Genomic DNA, 17,321 nt, shown 5'->3' on the forward strand with positions numbered 1-17,321 from the left:
GAGGGGGCTCACCGTTGGACGATGCCGAACTGCGCAGCACCGGCGACCAGGAACTGCTGGCGCGCCATGTCGCCGGGGATCCGGACGCCTTCGGTGAGCTTGTTCGCCGCCACCGCGACCGGCTCTGGGCGGTCGCCCTGCGCACGCTGGGCGACCGTGAGGAGGCGGCCGACGCCGTCCAGGACGCGCTCGTCTCCGCCTTCCGGGCCGCACACACCTTCCGGGGGCAGTCCGCCGTCACCACGTGGCTGCACCGCATCACCGTGAACGCCTGTCTGGACCGGGCCCGTAAGGCCGCCACACGCAAGACCTCACCCGTGGAGGACACCGAGCGGCTGGAGCAGCTGCTGGAGCCGCACGAGTCGGCAGAGGCCCCGGCCGAGCGCCAGGACCTCCACCGGGAGCTCCTGGCCGCTCTGGCGAAGCTGCCCGCGGATCAGCGGGCCGCGCTGGTGCTGGTCGACATGCAGGGCTACCCCGTCGCCGAGGCCGCCAGCATCCTCGACGTTCCGACCGGGACGGTGAAGAGCCGCTGTGCGCGCGGCCGCGCCAGATTGCTTCCCATGCTCACTCATCTGCGCGGTGACACGGGGGGTAAGGGTGAGCTCGGAGGGGGAAGGAACCGGACGCCGGGGACATCCGTCCCACCTGCGTCGGGAGCACGTGATGCAGGACCCAATGATCCTGCTGCTGTGAAGGGCGGAGGTGGACGCGCGTGACATCCACGGCCGACACGACTCAGCACCCGGACGTCTCGGAGATCTCCGACCTCACTGAGGGGCTTCTTTCGCCATCCCGGATGGCCGATGTGCGCCGGCATCTGGAGAGCTGCGCCCTGTGCGCCGACGTACGGACCTCCCTGGAGGAGATCCGTGGCCTCCTGGGCACGCTGCCCGGCCCGTCGCGGATGCCCGCCGACATCGCCGGACGCATCGACGCAGCGCTGGCCGCCGAAGCACTGCTGGATGCCACCGCTCCTGCCGAAGCGGACCATGTTTCACGTGAAACACTTCTCGCCCCGGCGACCGTGGAGCCGATGCGAGTGGACCGCCCCGCTGGGCACCCTCGCGCCGCCACCGGTCCGGGCCGCGGCCGTGCCACCGGCCGACGGCGCCGGAACGCGGTCCTGAGCGCGGTCTTCGGTGTGGCCCTCGTCGGAGCGAGCGCCCTTCTCGTGCAGAGCGTCCAGCAGGGGGACGGCGAAGGCTCGAAGACGGCTGACATCAGCGCCAGCGCTCCCGACAACGCTCTCTTCTCCGGGTCTCCCGTGGACGGCCGTGTGCGGACGATGCTCACCGACGCTGAGTCGTCGGCCTCGGCTGCGCCCGAGAAGCAGAACCGCTCCCTGGGCACCCACTCGGTGAAGCGAGGGGGCGACGCTCCGGTACCGCCCTGCGTGCAGGCGGGTACCGGGCGTACTGAAGCCGCACTGGCTGCTGAGCCCGGCGAGTACCAGGGGAAGAAGGCGTTCCTCGTGGTCATGCCGCACTCCACGGACGTCCGCCGGGTGGAGGCCTATATCGTCGACGCGGCCTGCATCACCTCGAAGGCGCCCAAGGGCGACCTGCTGCTGACACACTCCTACCCGCGTCCCTGACGACGCTGCCGTGCCACTCGGTCACTGCGGGAATGCACGCCCCGTAGGATCCGTTGGGTGGGGTGAGAGTCCTTGACCCGGCCCCGTAGGCAGTAGGCAGTCTGCAGAGACGAGGAAGAAACCCGTGAGCGACGTCCGTAATGTGATCATCATCGGCTCCGGGCCCGCCGGCTACACGGCCGCGCTCTACACGGCGCGCGCCTCGCTGAAGCCGCTGGTCTTCGAAGGTGCCGTCACCGCCGGTGGTGCGCTCATGAACACGACCGACGTGGAGAACTTCCCCGGCTTCCGTGACGGCATCATGGGCCCGGACCTGATGGACAACATGCGCGCCCAGGCCGAGCGCTTCGGCGCCGAGCTCGTGCCGGATGATGTGGTCGCCGTCGACCTCACCGGGGACATCAAGACCGTGACGGACACCGCCGGCACCGTCCACCGGGCCAAGGCCGTGATCGTCACCACCGGTTCCCAGCACCGCAAGCTCGGTCTGCCGAACGAGGACGCGCTGTCGGGCCGGGGCGTCTCGTGGTGCGCCACCTGCGACGGCTTCTTCTTCAAGGAGCAGGACATCGCCGTGGTCGGCGGCGGCGACACCGCGATGGAGGAGGCGACCTTCCTCTCCCGCTTCGCCAAGTCCGTCACCATCGTGCACCGCCGGGACACCCTGCGTGCCTCCAAGGCCATGCAGGAGCGCGCCTTCGCCGACCCGAAGATCAAGTTCGCCTGGGACAGCGAGGTCGCCTCAATCCAGGGCGAGCAGAAGCTCACCGGTCTGACGCTGCGCAACACCAAGACCGGCGAGACCTCCGAGCTGCCGGTCACCGGTCTGTTCATCGCTGTGGGCCACGACCCCCGCACCGAGCTCTTCAAGGGCCAGCTCGACCTCGACGACGAGGGCTACCTGAAGGTGGAGGCGCCGTCCACGCGCACCAACCTGCGCGGTGTCTTCGGCGCCGGCGACGTGGTGGACCACACCTACCGCCAGGCGATCACCGCGGCCGGCACGGGTTGCTCCGCGGCGCTGGATGCCGAGCGCTACCTGGCAGCTCTCGCCGACGGCGAGAAGGTCGCCGAGCCGGAGAAGACCCCCGTCGTCTGACCCCGTCCCATCCCCACTCCCACACCCCGCAAAGTTAAGGAGGCTGCCGTGGCCGGCGCCGTGAAGATCGTGACCGACGACTCCTTCGAGGAGGACGTCCTCAAGAGCGACAAGCCCGTACTCGTGGACTTCTGGGCCGAGTGGTGCGGTCCGTGCCGCCAGATCGCTCCGTCGCTTGAGGCCATCGCCAGCGAGCACGACGAGCTCACGATCGTGAAGCTGAACATCGACGAGAACCCGGCCACCGCCGCGAAGTACGGCGTCATGTCGATCCCGACGCTGAACGTCTACCAGAACGGTGAGGTCACCAAGACCATCGTCGGCGCCAAGCCCAAGGCCGCGCTGCTGCGCGACCTGGAGCCCTTCCTCGATAGCGAGACCAAGGCCTGACGCATTCTGTTTCACATGAAACACGAACGGCCCACCCCGGTCAGGGGTGGGCCGTTCGGCAATCCTGAGGCCGGTGGAACCACTCAGAGGGGACGCAGCGCCGGTTCCTTCTGTACCGCTCCCAGCAGACGGTCGAGCGCCAACTCGACATCCTCCTTCCAGGACAAGGTGGAGCGCAGCTCCAGCCGCAGCCGAGGGTAGGTGGGGTGCGGCCGGACGGTCTTGAAGCCGACGGACAGCAAGTGGTCGGCAGGCAGCACGCACGCCGGTTCCTTCCAGCGAGCATCCCCGAACGCCTCGATCGCCTTGAAGCCCCGCCGCAGCAGATCCTTCGCCACGGTCTGCACCATGACCCGGCCCAGCCCCTGCCCCTGGTAGCCGGGAGCGATCCAGGCCGTTATCAGCTGCACGGCATCGGGCGACACGGGACTCGTCGGAAAGGCACTCGACCGCGGCACATAGGCCGGAGGGGCGTAGAGGACGAACCCCACGGGGACGTCGTCCACATAGACCACCCGGCCGCACGACCCCCAGTCCAGGAGCACGGCGGAGATCCATGCCTCCTTCTCCAGCCCCGGGGTCCCTGCTTTTACTGCGGCCTCTCCGCTGACCGGGTCAAGTTCCCAGAAGACACACGTTCGGCAACGCTTGGGGAGATCCGGAAGGTTGTCCAACGTGAGCGGTACGAGCCGACGCCCCATGAAGGCTGCTCCTCACTTCCTTCGCGTGCCGCCTCTCGGGCGGCTGCCAGCGCGCTCCGTTCCCGGAGCAGGCTGCCGATGAACCCGCCGACAGCGCCGAGTCCCAGGCCTGCTGTCACCAGTTGGCCGCGGCTCACCTCTCGCATGCCTGGTTCTCCCTCCATGGTGGGTCAGGCTGATGCGCATACCAGAACGCATCGTATCGATCGGGTGATGACGCGCATACGGGAAGACGCCAAAGGGCGGACCGTGTTCCGGTGAACACCGGACACGGCCCGCCCTCGACGGCCGTCCCGAAGGGACTCAGCCTTCGTCGTCCTGCTGCTCCTGCTCCGCGAGCCGCTGCGCCAGGACCCGCCCCTCACCCGGGGCCAGGGTTCCCAGGATGCGGTCGAGATCGTCTATCGACGCGAACTCGACGACGATCTTTCCCTTCTTCTGTCCGAGATCGACCTTCACCCGCGTCTCGAATCGGTCCGAAAGCCGGGACGCGAGGTCGGTGAGCGCGGGCGACACCCGGGCACCTGCCCGCGGTCCCTTCGGCTTGGTCGGCGTACTCCCGGTCTGGGAGCCCATCAACGTCACGATCTCCTCGACAGCCCGCACGGAGAGCCCTTCGGCCACGATGCGGTACGCCAGCTTGTCCTGCGCCTCCGGGTCGTCCACCGACAGCAGAGCACGGGCATGGCCGGCCGACAGCACACCGGCGGCGACGCGACGCTGGACCGGCGGCGAGAGCCGCAGCAGGCGCAGGGTGTTGGAGACCTGGGGGCGCGAGCGCCCGATGCGGTCGGCCAGCTGGTCGTGGGTGCAGTTGAAGTCCTTCAGCAGCTGGTCGTAGGCCGCGGCCTCTTCCAGTGGATTCAGCTGCGCCCGGTGCAGGTTCTCCAGCAGGGCGTCCAGCAGCAGCTTCTCGTCCTCGGTAGCACGGACGATCGCGGGGATACGCTCCAGGCCGGCCTCGCGGCAGGCCCTCCAGCGCCGCTCGCCCATGATCAGCTCGTACCGCTCCGGGCCCAGCTGACGCACGACGACCGGCTGCAGCAGGCCCACCTCCTTGATGGAGGTGACCAGTTCGGCCAGCGCATCCTCGTCGAACACCTCACGCGGCTGGCGAGGGTTGGGAGTGATCGCATCCAGCGGCAGTTCGGCGAAGTGGGCCCCCGCCGGAGCCTCGGCCTCAGGTACCGCCTCAGCTTCGGGCGACATGATCCCCGGCTCCGCGGGCCGCGGGCTCGCCGGCAGCGTGGCCACCTTCGCGGCTGCCACACCACGCTCCGCCGTCAGCGTGGGAATCGCACCCGGGGAGGTGGAACCCGTCCCCACCGAGGGCGTCTGCCTCTCCTGGGGAGCCGCGGGGATCAGCGCACCAAGTCCACGCCCCAGCCCCCTACGTCGCTCGCTCACTGGATCCCCTCCGACATGCTGTGCTTGCTGATCTGGTTGCCCACATGGGCGTGCTGCGCCTCGTAGTAGACCCCGGCACCCCGCAGGGCGATCTCACGCGCCGCCTCCAGGTACGACAGCGCACCGCTGGAGCCCGGATCGTACGTCAGTACCGTCTGCCCATAGCTGGGCGCCTCCGAGATCCGGACGGACCGCGGAATGCTGGTCCGCAGCACCTCGTCACCGAAGTGGCTGCGCACCTCCTCGGCCACCTGCGAAGCGAGCCTGGTCCGGCCGTCATACATGGTGAGCAGGATCGTCGACACATGCAGGCCCGGGTTGAGGTGGCCTCGTACCAGGTCGACGTTCCGCAGCAGCTGCCCCAGCCCCTCCAGCGCGTAGTACTCGCACTGGATCGGGATGAGTACCTCCGCACCCGCCACCAAGGCGTTGACCGTCAGAAGGCCGAGAGACGGCGGGCAGTCGATGAGGATGTAGTCCAGCGGCTGCTCATATGCCTGGATCGCCCGCTGGAGCCGGCTCTCCCGCGCCACCAGCGACACCAGCTCGATCTCCGCACCGGCGAGATCGATGGTGGCCGGGGCGCAGAAGAGGCCTTCGACGTCCGGGACCGGCTGGACCACATCGGAGAGCGGCTTGCTGTCCACCAGGACGTCGTAGATCGAAGGGACCTCGGCATGGTGATCGATGCCGAGCGCCGTGGAGGCGTTGCCCTGCGGGTCGAGGTCGACGACGAGGACGCGTGCTCCATGCAGCGCCAGCGACGCAGCAAGGTTGACCGTCGTGGTCGTCTTGCCCACGCCGCCCTTCTGGTTGGCAACCACCATCACGCGCGTCTGCTGGGGGCGGGGCAGCCCCTCGCCGGCACGGCCCAGAGCCTCCACCGCCAATTGGGCAGCACGACCGATGGGGGTGTCGTCCATCGGGGGAAGCGTTTCACGTGAAACATCCTCCCCCGCCGATTCGGTACGGGGACCGGGGACCGGATCGGTCATCGGTCCCGCGATGTTGGCGTCGGACCGCAAGGATTCACTCTCCTCGGCTTCAGGCTCGCGATGAGGAGAGCCTGCCATGCTTTCGGGGTCGTGAACCAGCGAGGCCCGTGGTTCTGTGGAGAACTCCACCTCTGTGGACAACTCTCTCGCCCCCACGGGGGGCCTACGGTCGCGCGGCGTGGCAGCCGCGCGACCGCGACTGATGATTCCCTGCAGCAGTGAGCGACGTTTCACGTGAAACATTGATGCACTCGACGCCCACCGCGGGCACCACGACACTCCGAAATGCGTACGTATGAGGATCAACGGCATCGTGGCCCGCCGGGGCCTCGGGACGATGACCTAGCGGCGGCGTCGAGACGTCCGGGCCGCCTTGGCGCGCTTGGCTGCGAAGCGGACGCCACCGGGGCTCTCGCCCACTTCCACCCGCACGACGGTCGACATCGGATCGACAACGCCCTCGCCGACGTGGAGCACCGAGGTCTGCACGACACCCAGCTTGCTCAGCGCGGCCCGCGCACCCTGGAGCTCTTCTTCGGCCGTATCGCCCTTGAGCGCCAGCATCTCTCCGTAAGGACGGAGCAGCGGTACGCCCCAGCCGGCGAGGCGGTCCAGCGGCGCGACCGCGCGGGCCGTCACCACATGTACCGGAGGCAGCTTGCCCAGCATCTCCTCGGCGCGGCCGCGAACGACCGTCACGTGGTCCAGACCCAGGAGCTCGACGACTTCCTGGAGGAAGTTCGTACGGCGCAGCAGGGGCTCCAGGAGCGTGATCTTCAGGTCGGGACGGACCAGCGCCAGCGGAATCCCGGGCAGCCCCGCCCCGGACCCCACATCGCATACCGTGACGCCCTCGGGCACGACCTCCGAGAGCACCGCGCAGTTCAGCAGGTGTCGCTCCCACAGCCGAGGCACCTCACGGGGGCCGATCAGACCGCGCTTGACCCCCGCGTCCGCCAGGAGCTCCGCGTACCGGACCGCCTCCGGGAAGAACTCGCCGAATACCGTCCGCGCTTCTTGAGGCGCATGGGGAAGCTCTTCTGCCTCCGTCACGGGAACCGTCCTTCCGTACCGCATTACCGCACCAGGGTCCCGAGACCGCAGTGCTGACTTACAGGCTGACAAAGATCGGCCCCGCCTGCGAACAGACGGGGCCGACATGAAGCGGGGCTCAGGCAGGGAGCACGACGACGAAGCGCTGCGGCTCCTCGCCCTCTGACTCGCTGCGCAGACCGGCGGCGGCCACCGCGTCGTGCACGACCTTCCGCTCGAACGGGGTCATCGGCTTCAGCTTGACCGGCTCGCCCGAGGCCTTGACCTCATCCGCGGCCTTGGCGCCCAGCTCGGCGAGCTCGGTGCGCTTCTTCGCCCGGAAACCGGCGATGTCCAGCATCAGCCGGCTGCGGTCACCGGTCTCCCGGTGCACGGCGAGCCGGGTCAGCTCCTGAAGGGCCTCCAGCACCTCACCGTCGCGCCCCACGAGCTTCTGCAGGTCGCGGCTGCCCGTGTCGCTGATGATCGAGACTGCGGCGCGGTCCGCCTCGACGTCCATGTCGATGTCGCCGTCAAGGTCGGCGATGTCGAGGAGACCCTCGAGGTAGTCGGCCGCGATCTCGCCTTCCTGCTCCAGGCGGGTCAGGGTGTCGCCACCCTCGGCGGCGGCGGAGGTGGTGCCTTCCGTCACGGATGGACTCCTTCTTACTTCTTGGACGACGGGTGCTTGGGCCGCTGCTGGCCCTTGCGCTGTCCGGACTTGGCTTGGCGTGCGGAGCCGGAGGCGGTCCTGCCCGCCTGCTTCGGCTTGTCTTCCTGCGGCTCGTCGGCCTGCTTCTCCAAGGAAGGCTGCTTTTCCAGGGAAGGCTGCTTTTCCAAAGAAGGCTTGCTGGCGCCCTGCTGGGCAGCAGTGGCCTGACGCTTGGCCTTGGTCTGGCGCTTGGGCTGCTGACGACGCGCCGCGGCCGCGTTCTCGGCCTCGGCAACGGCCGGGTCGACCTTGGTCACGGTGCCGTCGGCCTGGGCGGAGAAACCGGCCTTGGCGAGAGCGCCGATGAAGCGCCGCTCGTTCTCGTTGCGGTCCGGCCCCTTGGCGACGATCGTCTGGACGACGGTGCGGCGGCGACGGCCACGGACCTCGCCGTGCGAGGAGACACTCTTGAGCAGGCGCTGCAGGTACTGGTCCTGGGCCTTGCTGCCCGGAGTCGGGTTCTGGTTGATCACGTACATCTGCTGGCCCATGGTCCACACGTTGGTGGTCAGCCAGTAGACGAGGACACCGACCGGGAAGTTGATGCCCATCACGGCGAAGATCACCGGGAAGATGTACATGAGCATCTTCTGCTGCTGCATGTACGGCGTCTTCACCGTCAGGTCGACGTTCTTCTGCATCAGCTGGCGCTGCGTGAAGAACTGCGACAGCGACATCAGGATGATCATGATCGCCGTGACGATGCGGACGTCCAGCAGCGTGGCGTTGAGCGCCTCGACCTTGCCCGGGTCGTCCATGAACTTCGCGGCGATCGGAGCACCGAAGATCTTGGCCTCACGAGCGCTGTCCACCAGTCGCTGGTTGAGGACGCCGATCTCGTCACCCGAGGCGATCTTGCTCAGCACGTGGTACAGAGCGAAGAAGAACGGCGACTGCGCCAGGATGGGAAGGCACGAGGAGAGCGGGTTGGTACCCGTCTCCTTGTACAGCTTCATCATCTCTTCGGACTGACGCTGCTTGTCGTTCTTGTAGCGCTCCTGGATCGCCTTCATCTTCGGCTGGAGCGCCTGCATGCCGCGGGTCGACTTGATCTGCTTGACGAACAGCGGGATCAGGCAGATCCGGATGACCACCACAAGGGACACGATGGACAGACCCCAGGCCCAGCCGGTGTCCGGGCCGAAGATCGCCCCGTACAGCTTGTGGAACTGGACGATGATCCACGAAACAGGTGTGGTGATGAAGGCGAACAGACTGGCAATCGTGTCCACTAATCAAGCTCCTTGAGCATTGGGCGAGGTCTCTGCGGCCGGGCTCGTCTCGGCTGAGTGCCCGCCCTTGCCGCGCAGGGCGCCGCGCAGCAGTTCATGCCAACGCGGGCGCTTGCGTGGAGGGACATGGTCCACACCGCCCGGCGACCACGGGTTGCACCGCAGGATCCGCCAGGCGGTCAGGGCCGTGCCCTTCACCGCGCCATGCCGGTCGATGGCCGTATATCCATAGTGGGAACACGACGGGTAGTACCGGCACACGGGGCCGAGCAGCGGACTGATCGTCCACTGGTAGAGCTTGATCAGAGCCAGCAGCGGGTACTTCATCGCGCGCCCCCTCCCAGCAACCGCTGAAGGGCGGCGTCCAGGTCTCGGGCCAGCTGTGCATGGTCGGCGTCGCCCGCTCCGGGCAGCGCCCGTACTACCACCAGGCTACCGGGGGGCAGCAGGGGCAGCCGGTCGCGCACCAGGTGGCGCAGTCGGCGCTTCACCTGGTTGCGGACGACCGATCCGCCCACGGCCTTGCTGACGACGAAACCCGCACGTGTCGGGGGAGCGCTCTCCCCTGACGCGTGCGGGTCCGTTGCACCGCTTCTTAGGTGGACGACGAGGAGCGGGCGGCCGGCCCGGCGTCCTCGGCGTACCGCGGTCGCGAAGTCCTCGCGCCGCCTCAGCCGATTCTCGGTAGGCAGCACGTCATGACCTGTAAGCGATCAGGCGGACAGGCGGGCGCGACCCTTGCTGCGGCGGGACGCGAGGATCGCGCGGCCGGCACGGGTACGCATGCGCAGACGGAAACCGTGGGTCTTCGCACGACGACGGTTGTTCGGCTGGAAGGTGCGCTTGCTCACTCGGGGGCTCCAGAAATGATTCGGGTGGTGGCGGGACATCGCCTGGCTGTCACCGTGCGCCCACGAGTAGCTCGCAATACGCCCGAGTGCACCGCTTTCACAATCACTGATCGTGATCTTTGCCCATCGGAGGCAGGCGGCAGCAGCCATCGACAACTCGACCTGGTTACGGTACGCGCGGCTACGCCATCCGGTCAAACCAGCACCACAGCGGGCCCCGCTATGCACAGGCTGTGGACAACAACTTGAACCACGTGAGCCGCCACGACTACCGTGGCTGAACTCGGATTCCTTTCCTGCCTGTCTTCCCATCCCGTCCCGAGAACCACACATTCGTGGGACCTGTGAGAGAGCGTGCCTGTGGCTGACGTACCTGCTGATCTTGCCGCAGTGTGGCCACGAGTGCTGGAACAGCTCCTCGGTGAAGGCCAGCAGAGCATCGAGCCGAAGGACAAACAGTGGGTCGAGCGGTGCCAGCCGCTCGCACTGGTGGCCGACACGGCTCTCCTCGCCGTACCCAACGAGTGGGGCAAGCGCGTCCTGGAGGGCCGGCTCGCCCCGCTGATCAGTGACACGCTCAGCCGCGAGTGCGGGCGCCCCATCCGGATCGCGATCACCGTCGACGACTCGGCGGGCGAACCTCCCGCCCCGCCGGCGCCGCCCGCGCGCGAGCAGCCGCGCTACGACGACTACGGCCACCGGCCGCTGCCGGACGACGGTCTGCCGACCGCCCGCCCTGCCTACCCCGACTACCAGCAGCACCGCCCCGAGCCGGGCGCCTGGCCGCGCACCCAGGAGGACCTGTCCTGGCAGCAGCCGCGCCTGGGCGGGTTCCAGGAACGCGACCCGTACGCGACGGCCCGCCCGCAGCAGCCGCACCACGACTACCGGGGCCCGCAGGCGCCGGACCACACCCGGCACGGGTCGCCGTCGCCCTTCGAGCAGCAGCGCGGCGCCGAGCGGCGCGAGCTTCCGGAGCCTCAGTCGCCCGGAGCGGGTGGCGCCACGGGCGCCGGCCCGGGGGCGGGCGCCGGAGGGGCGGCCGGGGCGGGGCGCCCCGGTGAGCAGCACGCCCGGCTGAACCCCAAGTACCTCTTCGACACCTTCGTCATCGGGTCGTCGAACCGGTTCGCGCACGCGGCCGCCGTCGCGGTGGCGGAGGCGCCGGCCAAGGCGTACAACCCGCTCTTCATCTACGGGGAGTCGGGGCTCGGCAAGACCCATCTGCTGCACGCGATCGGGCACTACGCGCGCAGCCTCTATCCCGGCACGCGCGTGCGGTACGTGAGCTCCGAGGAGTTCACCAACGAGTTCATCAACTCGATCCGCGACGGGAAGGGCGACACCTTCCGCAAGCGTTACCGGGACGTGGACATCCTGCTCGTCGACGACATCCAGTTCCTCGCGAGCAAGGAGTCGACGCAGGAGGAGTTCTTCCACACCTTCAACACCCTCCACAACGCCAACAAGCAGATCGTGCTGTCCTCCGACCGGCCGCCCAAGCAGTTGATGACGCTGGAGGACCGGCTGCGCAACCGCTTCGAGTGGGGTCTGACCACCGACGTGCAGCCGCCGGAGCTGGAGACGCGGATCGCGATCCTCCGCAAGAAGGCGGTGCAGGAGCAGCTCAACGCCCCGCCGGAGGTACTGGAGTTCATCGCCTCCCGCATCTCCCGCAACATCCGGGAGCTGGAGGGCGCGCTGATCCGCGTGACGGCCTTCGCCAGCCTGAACCGGCAGCCGGTCGACCTGGTGCTCACGGAGGGCGTCCTCAAGGACCTCATCCCGGGCGGGGAGGACGCCGCCCCGGAGATCACGGCCGGCGCCATCATGGCGGCGACCGCGGACTACTTCGGGCTGACGGTGGAGGACCTGTGCGGCTCCTCGCGGAGCCGGGTGCTGGTGACGGCCCGGCAGATCGCCATGTACCTGTGCCGGGAGCTGACCGACCTGTCGCTGCCGAAGATCGGCGCCCAGTTCGGCGGGCGTGACCACACGACGGTGATGCACGCGGACCGCAAGATCCGCGCGCTCATGGCCGAGCGCCGCTCGATCTACAACCAGGTCACCGAGCTCACGAACCGCATCAAGAACGGCTGACGCGCGGCGCCGGAACGGCAGTAGCAGCAGGGGCGAGACGGCGCGAAGGGCGCTCCGGGACACGGTTCCGGGGCGCCCTTCGCCGCGCTCCGAGCCCTTGAGGCCCTGTAGGCCCTTCGTGGCGGTGGGGCACCCGGCCGAGCCCCCGCACGGCCGCGAGCGGACCTGCCTCCCCGGGGCCTGCCCGGTGTCCGCTCCGAGCCCTGCCCCGGGGCCTGCCCGGCGTCCGCCCGGTCCTCCGTGTGCTCCCCGCGTGCCTTCCACGGGCCGGCGAAGCGCCTCCGGGCCGTCCCGATGAGCCATCGGCGGGCCCCGGCGCGGGTCCCGGTGGGCCAACGGTGTTCGAATACACAGACCCGTCACGCCGTTCTCCACAGAGGACGGCGCGATCTTCGATCCACAGCCTGGGGACCGGAGAGTTGTCCATACGGCGTCCACAGGCCGACCGGTCGACACTGCGTTCGCCCAGCTCACAGGGTTGTGGAATTGTGGCCGAGCTCGCTCCACAGGCTGTGGACAGAGATTTCGTCCACAGGCACGTGGAAGAGTTGTCCACCGGCGGCCCACAGGCAGCAGTCCATGGTCCACAGCTTGGCGGGTCTTCTCCACACCGCTGTCCACTGTTCGGCAACGAAACACCCGACCTCACCGCGCCGAGTGAAAGCGGTCACACGAAGATGCCGGATTGGGCTGTGGGGAAGGTGGGTAAAACTGGGGACGGCGCTGGGGAGAAGTGGGTCCCGGCTGTGCATGGGCTGTGCAGAACTTCCGTGCGTCCACAGATCACCCCGGTTGTCCACGGGCTCCGCCCACAGGCGCGGTGGACAAAAAACTGGGCCTGACCTGCGTGGACGACGTTATCCACGGTTTCCACAGGCCCTACTACTACTCCCACTCATAGTTACCGGGGAATTCGCTTCGAAGAGGGGCCTGTGCACAACTCGGCGCCGGAGCCCCCGGTGCCTCTCGTCACGACTTGACCCCGAGCCGCACCGAGTGCCGGTGGCGTGCGTCAGACTGGTTCCCGCAGTCGACGAAGAGCCAGCAACAGCAGGAGGCGGTTCCGGTGAAGATCCGGGTGGAGCGCGATGTACTCGCGGAGGCGGTGGCCTGGGTGGCCCGCAGCCTCCCGGCCCGTCCGCCGGCGCCCGTACTCGCGGGCCTTCTTCTGAAGGCCGAGAACGGCGCGCTCAGCTTCTCCAGCTTCGACTACGAGGTCTCCGCGCGGGTCTCGGTCGAGGCCGAGGTGGAGGAGGACGGCACCGTCCTGGTCTCCGGCCGCCTGCTCGCCGACATCTGCCGCGCCCTCCCCAACCGCCCGGTGGAGATTTCCACAGACGGTGTACGGGCGACCGTGGTCTGCGGCTCCTCCCGCTTCACGCTGCACACCCTCCCTGTGGAGGAGTACCCGGCGCTGCCGGAGATGCCGTCCGCGACCGGCACCGTCCCCGGTGAGGTGTTCGCCTCCGCCGCGGCCCAGGTCGCCATCGCCGCGGGCCGCGACGACACGCTGCCCGTCCTCACCGGCGTGCGGATCGAGATCGAGGGCGACACGGTGACGCTCGCGTCCACCGACCGCTACCGCTTCGCGGTGCGTGAGTTCCTGTGGAAGCCCGAGTCCCCGGACGCCTCCGCGGTGGCCCTGGTGCCCGCCAAGACGCTGCTGGACACCGCCAAGTCGCTGACCAGCGGTGACACGGTCACGCTGGCGCTGTCGGGCTCCGGCAAGGGCGAGGGTCTGATCGGCTTCGAGGGCGCGGGCCGCCGCACCACCACCCGGCTCCTCGAGGGCGACCTGCCGAAGTACCGCACGCTCTTCCCGACGGAGTTCAACTCGGTCGCGGTGATCGAGACGGCGCCGTTCGTCGAGGCCGTCAAGCGCGTGGCGCTGGTGGCCGAGCGGAACACGCCCGTGCGCCTGACCTTCGAGCAGGGCGTCCTCATCCTGGAGGCCGGTTCGAGCGACGACGCACAGGCTGTGGAAAGGGTCGACGCGCAGCTGGAGGGCGACGACATCTCGATCGCCTTCAACCCGACCTTCCTGCTGGACGGTCTGAGCGCGATCGACTCCCCGGTCGCCCAGCTCTCCTTCACCACCTCCACCAAGCCGGCGCTGCTGAGCGGCAAGCCGGCGCTCGACGCGGAGGCGGACGAGGCGTACAAGTACCTGATCATGCCGGTGCGGCTGAGCGGCTGACGCTCTCCGACGGGACCGGCGAGGTCCTCCGCGGGCGCCGCTCGGCCGAGCGGCCGAGTGAGCGCCCGACCCCACAGGTGTGCAGCGACGTCCGGGCGTAGTCTCGGACGCGGGTACGAACTCGCACACAACGATTGAGGAAAATCTGATGGAGCTCGGTCTCGTCGGTCTCGGCAAGATGGGCGGCAACATGCGCGAGCGCATCCGCCGCGCCGGCCACACCGTCATCGGGTACGACCGCAACCCGGACCTCGCCGATGTCCACAGCCTCGAAGAGCTGGTGAGCAAGCTCAAGGGCCCGCGCGTCGTGTGGGTCATGGTGCCCGCCGGTGCCGCCACCCAGTCCACGATCGACCAGCTCGCCGAGCTGCTCTCGCCCGGCGACGTCGTCGTCGACGGCGGCAACTCGCGCTGGACGGACGACGAGAAGCACGCCGAGGAGCTGGGCCGCAAGGGCATCGGCTTCGTCGACTGCGGTGTGTCCGGCGGCGTCTGGGGCCTGGAGAACGGCTACGCGCTCATGTACGGCGGCGACGCCGAGAACGTGGCCAAGGTCCAGCCCGTCTTCGACGCGCTCAAGCCGGAAGGTGAGTTCGGGTCCGTCCACGCGGGCAAGGTCGGCGCCGGCCACTTCGCGAAGATGGTCCACAACGGCATCGAGTACGCGATGATGCAGGCGTACGCCGAGGGCTGGGAGCTGCTGGAGGCCGTCGACTCCGTCACGGACGTCCGCGAGGTCTTCCGCTCCTGGCAGCAGGGCACCGTCATCCGCTCCTGGCTCCTCGACCTGGCCGTCAACGCGCTGGACGAGGACGAGCACCTGGAGAAGCTGCGCGGATACGCCCAGGACTCCGGCGAGGGCCGGTGGACGGTCGAGGCGGCCATCGACAACGCGGTGCCGCTGCCGGCGATCACCGCGTCGCTGTTCGCGCGGTTCGCGTCCCGGCAGGACGACTCACCGCAGATGAAGATGATCGCCGCGCTGCGCAACCAGTTCGGTGGCCACGCGGTCGAGGCGAAGAAGTAGTTCCACAGGCTGTGCATCCCGCGGTGCACGGCATGCCGGGGGAAGGTCGGCGCACACCATGCACGTCACGCATCTGTCGCTGGCCGACTTCCGCTCGTACGCCCGGGTCGAGGTCCCTCTCGATCCGGGCGTCAGCGTTTTCGTCGGCGCGAACGGGCAGGGGAAGACCAACCTGGTCGAGGCGGTCGGCTACCTGGCGACGCTCGGCAGTCACCGGGTCTCGTCCGACGCGCCGCTGGTACGGATGGGCGCCGAGCGCGCCGTCATCCGCGCGGCCGTACGACAGGGCGAGCGGTCCCAGCTCGTGGAGCTGGAGCTCAATCCGGGGCGGGCGAACCGCGCGCGCATCAACAGATCCTCGCAGGTCAGGCCCCGCGATGTGCTGGGGATCGTACGGACGGTGCTGTTCGCGCCCGAGGACCTGGCACTGGTCAAGGGCGACCCCGGGGAGCGGCGGCGGTTCCTCGACGAGCTGATCACCGCGCGGTCGCCGCGGATGGCGGGCGTGCGCTCGGACTACGAGCGGGTCCTCAAGCAGCGCAACACGCTGCTGAAGTCGGCGGCGATGGCGCGGCGGCACGGCGGGCGCTCCATGGATCTGTCCACGCTCGACGTCTGGGACCAGCACCTGGCGCGCACCGGGGCGGAGCTGCTGGCGCAGCGGCTGGACCTCGTCGCGACCCTGCAGCCGCTGGCGGACAAGGCGTACGAGCAGCTGGCGCCGGGTGGCGGCCCGGTCGCCCTCGAGTACCGCGGACCGGTCGCGGCCGGTGTGCACGGCCGGGAGGCTCTGTACGAGGGCCTGCTGGGGGCGCTCGCCGAGGTCCGCAAGCAGGAGATCGAGCGGGGCGTCACGCTGGTGGGGCCGCACCGCGACGATCTGGTGCTCAAGCTGGGCGACCTCCCCGCGAAGGGGTACGCGAGCCACGGCGAGTCCTGGTCGTACGCCCTGGCGCTGCGGCTGGCCTCGTACGACCTGCTGCGGGCCGAGGGCAACGAGCCGGTGCTCGTCCTCGACGACGTCTTCGCCGAGCTGGACGCGCGCAGGCGGGAACGGCTGGCGGAACTGGTGGCTCCGGGAGAGCAGGTGCTGGTGACGGCGGCCGTCGACGACGACGTGCCGGGCGTGCTGGCCGGGACGCGGTATGCCGTGGCGGAGGGAACGGTGGAGCGGTTGTGACGAGCGAGCGTATGCCGGAGCCGTCGGTGCCGTCGGCTTCATGGATCCAGCCGGCCGGAGCGATGCAGCCGATGCCGTCCGTGCCGTCGGTCCCGGAGCCGTCGGGCGTCGACCTGGCGCGGGTCGCGCTGCGCGCGGCCAAGGAGCAGGCGAAGGCGCGCGGCGCCGCCGCGCAGCAGAAGAAGCAGGCCCGGCGAGGCGGTGGACTGCGCTCGGGTGCCCGGGCCGACGGGCGGGACCCGCTGCCGCTGGGCGCCGCGATCAACCGGCTGATCACCGAGCGCGGCTGGGAGACGCCCGCAGCGGTGGGCGGCGTGATGGGCCGCTGGCCGCAGATCGTCGGCGAGGACCTGGCCAAGCACTGCGTGCCCCTGCGGTACGACGAGGACCCCGAGGAACGTGTCCTCACGGTGCAGTGCGACTCCACGGCGTGGGCGACGCAGCTGCGGCTGCTGGCGCCGCGGCTGGTGGCGCGGCTGAACGAGGACCTGGGTCACGGAACCGTGCGGATGATCAAGGTGCTGGGGCCGGGCGGCCCGCGGCGCGGTTACGGACCTCTGCGCGCGCCGGGGAGCACGGGCCCGGGCGACACCTACGGCTGAGGCGGGCGCCGGACGGCCGCCCGGCCGGCGTGCGCCACAGGAGCCGTCCCGTCCGGGGCGGCCGCGGCCATGGGCCACCGGCACGGGGTCCCGCCCCGGCCCTCCGCCGTACGCCCCCACCATCACCCGGCCCGCCCCTCGCTGCCCCGCAACGGGTGCTCCCCGCGCCGATCCCCCTGCCCTGCCTCCTCCTCCCGCG

The 17,321-nt window shown here is 69.4% G+C and carries 18 protein-coding genes; 9 read left to right on the forward strand and 9 right to left on the reverse strand.

Annotated features, from left to right (window positions below):
* The first annotated feature begins 14 nt into the window (after positions 1 to 14).
* From sigM to trxA, 4 genes are all read left to right on the forward strand, one after another.
* A complete protein-coding gene (sigM, locus tag IH00_RS0110275; protein WP_031071920.1) occupies positions 15 to 719 on the forward strand; it encodes an RNA polymerase sigma factor SigM in 705 nt (234 codons plus the stop codon).
* The gene (locus tag IH00_RS0110280; RefSeq protein WP_031071921.1) at positions 716 to 1,597 is read left to right on the forward strand and encodes an anti-sigma factor; all 882 of its coding nucleotides are present in this window, start codon (positions 716 to 718) and stop codon (positions 1,595 to 1,597) included. Before sigM ends, IH00_RS0110280 begins: the two co-directional genes overlap by 4 nt.
* A gap of 124 nt (positions 1,598 to 1,721) precedes the next feature.
* Complete coding sequence (trxB, locus tag IH00_RS0110285; protein ID WP_031071923.1) at positions 1,722 to 2,696, forward strand: thioredoxin-disulfide reductase; 975 nt, start codon at positions 1,722 to 1,724, stop codon at positions 2,694 to 2,696.
* A gap of 48 nt (positions 2,697 to 2,744) precedes the next feature.
* On the forward strand, positions 2,745 to 3,086 hold the full coding sequence (gene trxA / locus IH00_RS0110290; protein ID WP_031071925.1) for a thioredoxin: 342 nt from the start codon (positions 2,745 to 2,747) through the stop codon (positions 3,084 to 3,086).
* An 83-nt stretch (positions 3,087 to 3,169) separates the two neighbouring features.
* Here trxA and IH00_RS0110295 read toward each other — a convergent pair whose 3' ends face one another.
* From IH00_RS0110295 to rpmH, 9 genes are all read right to left on the reverse strand, one after another.
* Complete coding sequence (locus tag IH00_RS0110295; protein WP_031071928.1) at positions 3,170 to 3,787, reverse strand: GNAT family N-acetyltransferase; 618 nt, start codon at positions 3,785 to 3,787, stop codon at positions 3,170 to 3,172.
* A gap of 303 nt (positions 3,788 to 4,090) precedes the next feature.
* Positions 4,091 to 5,194, reverse strand: coding sequence for a ParB/RepB/Spo0J family partition protein (locus IH00_RS0110300; RefSeq protein WP_078887666.1), 1,104 nt, complete (start codon positions 5,192 to 5,194; stop codon positions 4,091 to 4,093).
* Positions 5,191 to 6,267, reverse strand: coding sequence for a ParA family protein (locus IH00_RS0110305; protein WP_078887667.1), 1,077 nt, complete (start codon positions 6,265 to 6,267; stop codon positions 5,191 to 5,193). Before IH00_RS0110305 ends, IH00_RS0110300 begins: the two co-directional genes overlap by 4 nt.
* A 264-nt stretch (positions 6,268 to 6,531) precedes the next feature.
* The gene (gene rsmG, locus IH00_RS0110310; RefSeq protein ID WP_031071934.1) at positions 6,532 to 7,242 is read right to left on the reverse strand and encodes a 16S rRNA (guanine(527)-N(7))-methyltransferase RsmG; all 711 of its coding nucleotides are present in this window, start codon (positions 7,240 to 7,242) and stop codon (positions 6,532 to 6,534) included.
* Positions 7,243 to 7,360: 118 nt separating this feature from the next.
* Positions 7,361 to 7,873 carry a Jag family protein gene (locus IH00_RS0110315; RefSeq protein ID WP_031071936.1) on the reverse strand — a complete coding sequence of 171 codons (513 nt, stop codon included), beginning with the start codon at positions 7,871 to 7,873 and terminating at the stop codon, positions 7,361 to 7,363.
* A 14-nt stretch (positions 7,874 to 7,887) separates the two neighbouring features.
* Positions 7,888 to 9,165: a membrane protein insertase YidC gene (gene yidC / locus IH00_RS0110320; RefSeq protein WP_031071938.1), complete on the reverse strand. Its 1,278-nt coding sequence runs from the start codon at positions 9,163 to 9,165 to the stop codon at positions 7,888 to 7,890.
* 3 nt (positions 9,166 to 9,168) lie between these two features.
* Complete coding sequence (gene yidD, locus IH00_RS40065; protein WP_078887668.1) at positions 9,169 to 9,492, reverse strand: membrane protein insertion efficiency factor YidD; 324 nt, start codon at positions 9,490 to 9,492, stop codon at positions 9,169 to 9,171.
* Entirely contained in the window at positions 9,489 to 9,860 is a 372-nt protein-coding gene (rnpA, locus tag IH00_RS40070; RefSeq protein ID WP_078887669.1) for a ribonuclease P protein component, read from the reverse strand. The genes yidD and rnpA overlap by 4 nt, the downstream gene beginning before the upstream one ends.
* Before the next feature lie 18 nt (positions 9,861 to 9,878).
* Positions 9,879 to 10,016 (reverse strand): 50S ribosomal protein L34, encoded by a 138-nt coding sequence (rpmH, locus tag IH00_RS0110330; RefSeq protein WP_003956500.1) that lies wholly within the window; start codon positions 10,014 to 10,016, stop codon positions 9,879 to 9,881.
* 360 nt (positions 10,017 to 10,376) lie between these two features.
* Between rpmH and dnaA the strand changes: the two genes are divergently transcribed.
* The 5 genes from dnaA (at position 10,377) to IH00_RS0110355 (ending at position 17,122) form a co-directional block, all read left to right on the forward strand.
* Complete coding sequence (gene dnaA, locus IH00_RS0110335) at positions 10,377 to 12,116, forward strand: chromosomal replication initiator protein DnaA (RefSeq protein ID WP_078887670.1); 1,740 nt, start codon at positions 10,377 to 10,379, stop codon at positions 12,114 to 12,116.
* A gap of 1,066 nt (positions 12,117 to 13,182) precedes the next feature.
* Positions 13,183 to 14,313 carry a DNA polymerase III subunit beta gene (gene dnaN / locus IH00_RS0110340; RefSeq protein WP_031071944.1) on the forward strand — a complete coding sequence of 377 codons (1,131 nt, stop codon included), beginning with the start codon at positions 13,183 to 13,185 and terminating at the stop codon, positions 14,311 to 14,313.
* A 148-nt stretch (positions 14,314 to 14,461) separates the two neighbouring features.
* Positions 14,462 to 15,340, forward strand: a complete 879-nt coding sequence (gene gnd / locus IH00_RS0110345; RefSeq protein WP_031071945.1) for a phosphogluconate dehydrogenase (NAD(+)-dependent, decarboxylating) — start codon at positions 14,462 to 14,464, stop codon at positions 15,338 to 15,340.
* A gap of 58 nt (positions 15,341 to 15,398) precedes the next feature.
* Entirely contained in the window at positions 15,399 to 16,520 is a 1,122-nt protein-coding gene (gene recF, locus IH00_RS0110350) for a DNA replication/repair protein RecF (protein ID WP_031071947.1), read from the forward strand.
* 62 nt (positions 16,521 to 16,582) lie between these two features.
* Entirely contained in the window at positions 16,583 to 17,122 is a 540-nt protein-coding gene (locus IH00_RS0110355) for a DciA family protein (protein WP_039946754.1), read from the forward strand.
* The last annotated feature ends 199 nt before the right edge of the window (positions 17,123 to 17,321 follow it).

The sequence above is a fragment of the Streptomyces sp. NRRL S-118 genome (genome assembly GCF_000716335.1).
Taxonomy (GTDB): Bacteria; Actinomycetota; Actinomycetes; order Streptomycetales; family Streptomycetaceae; genus Streptomyces.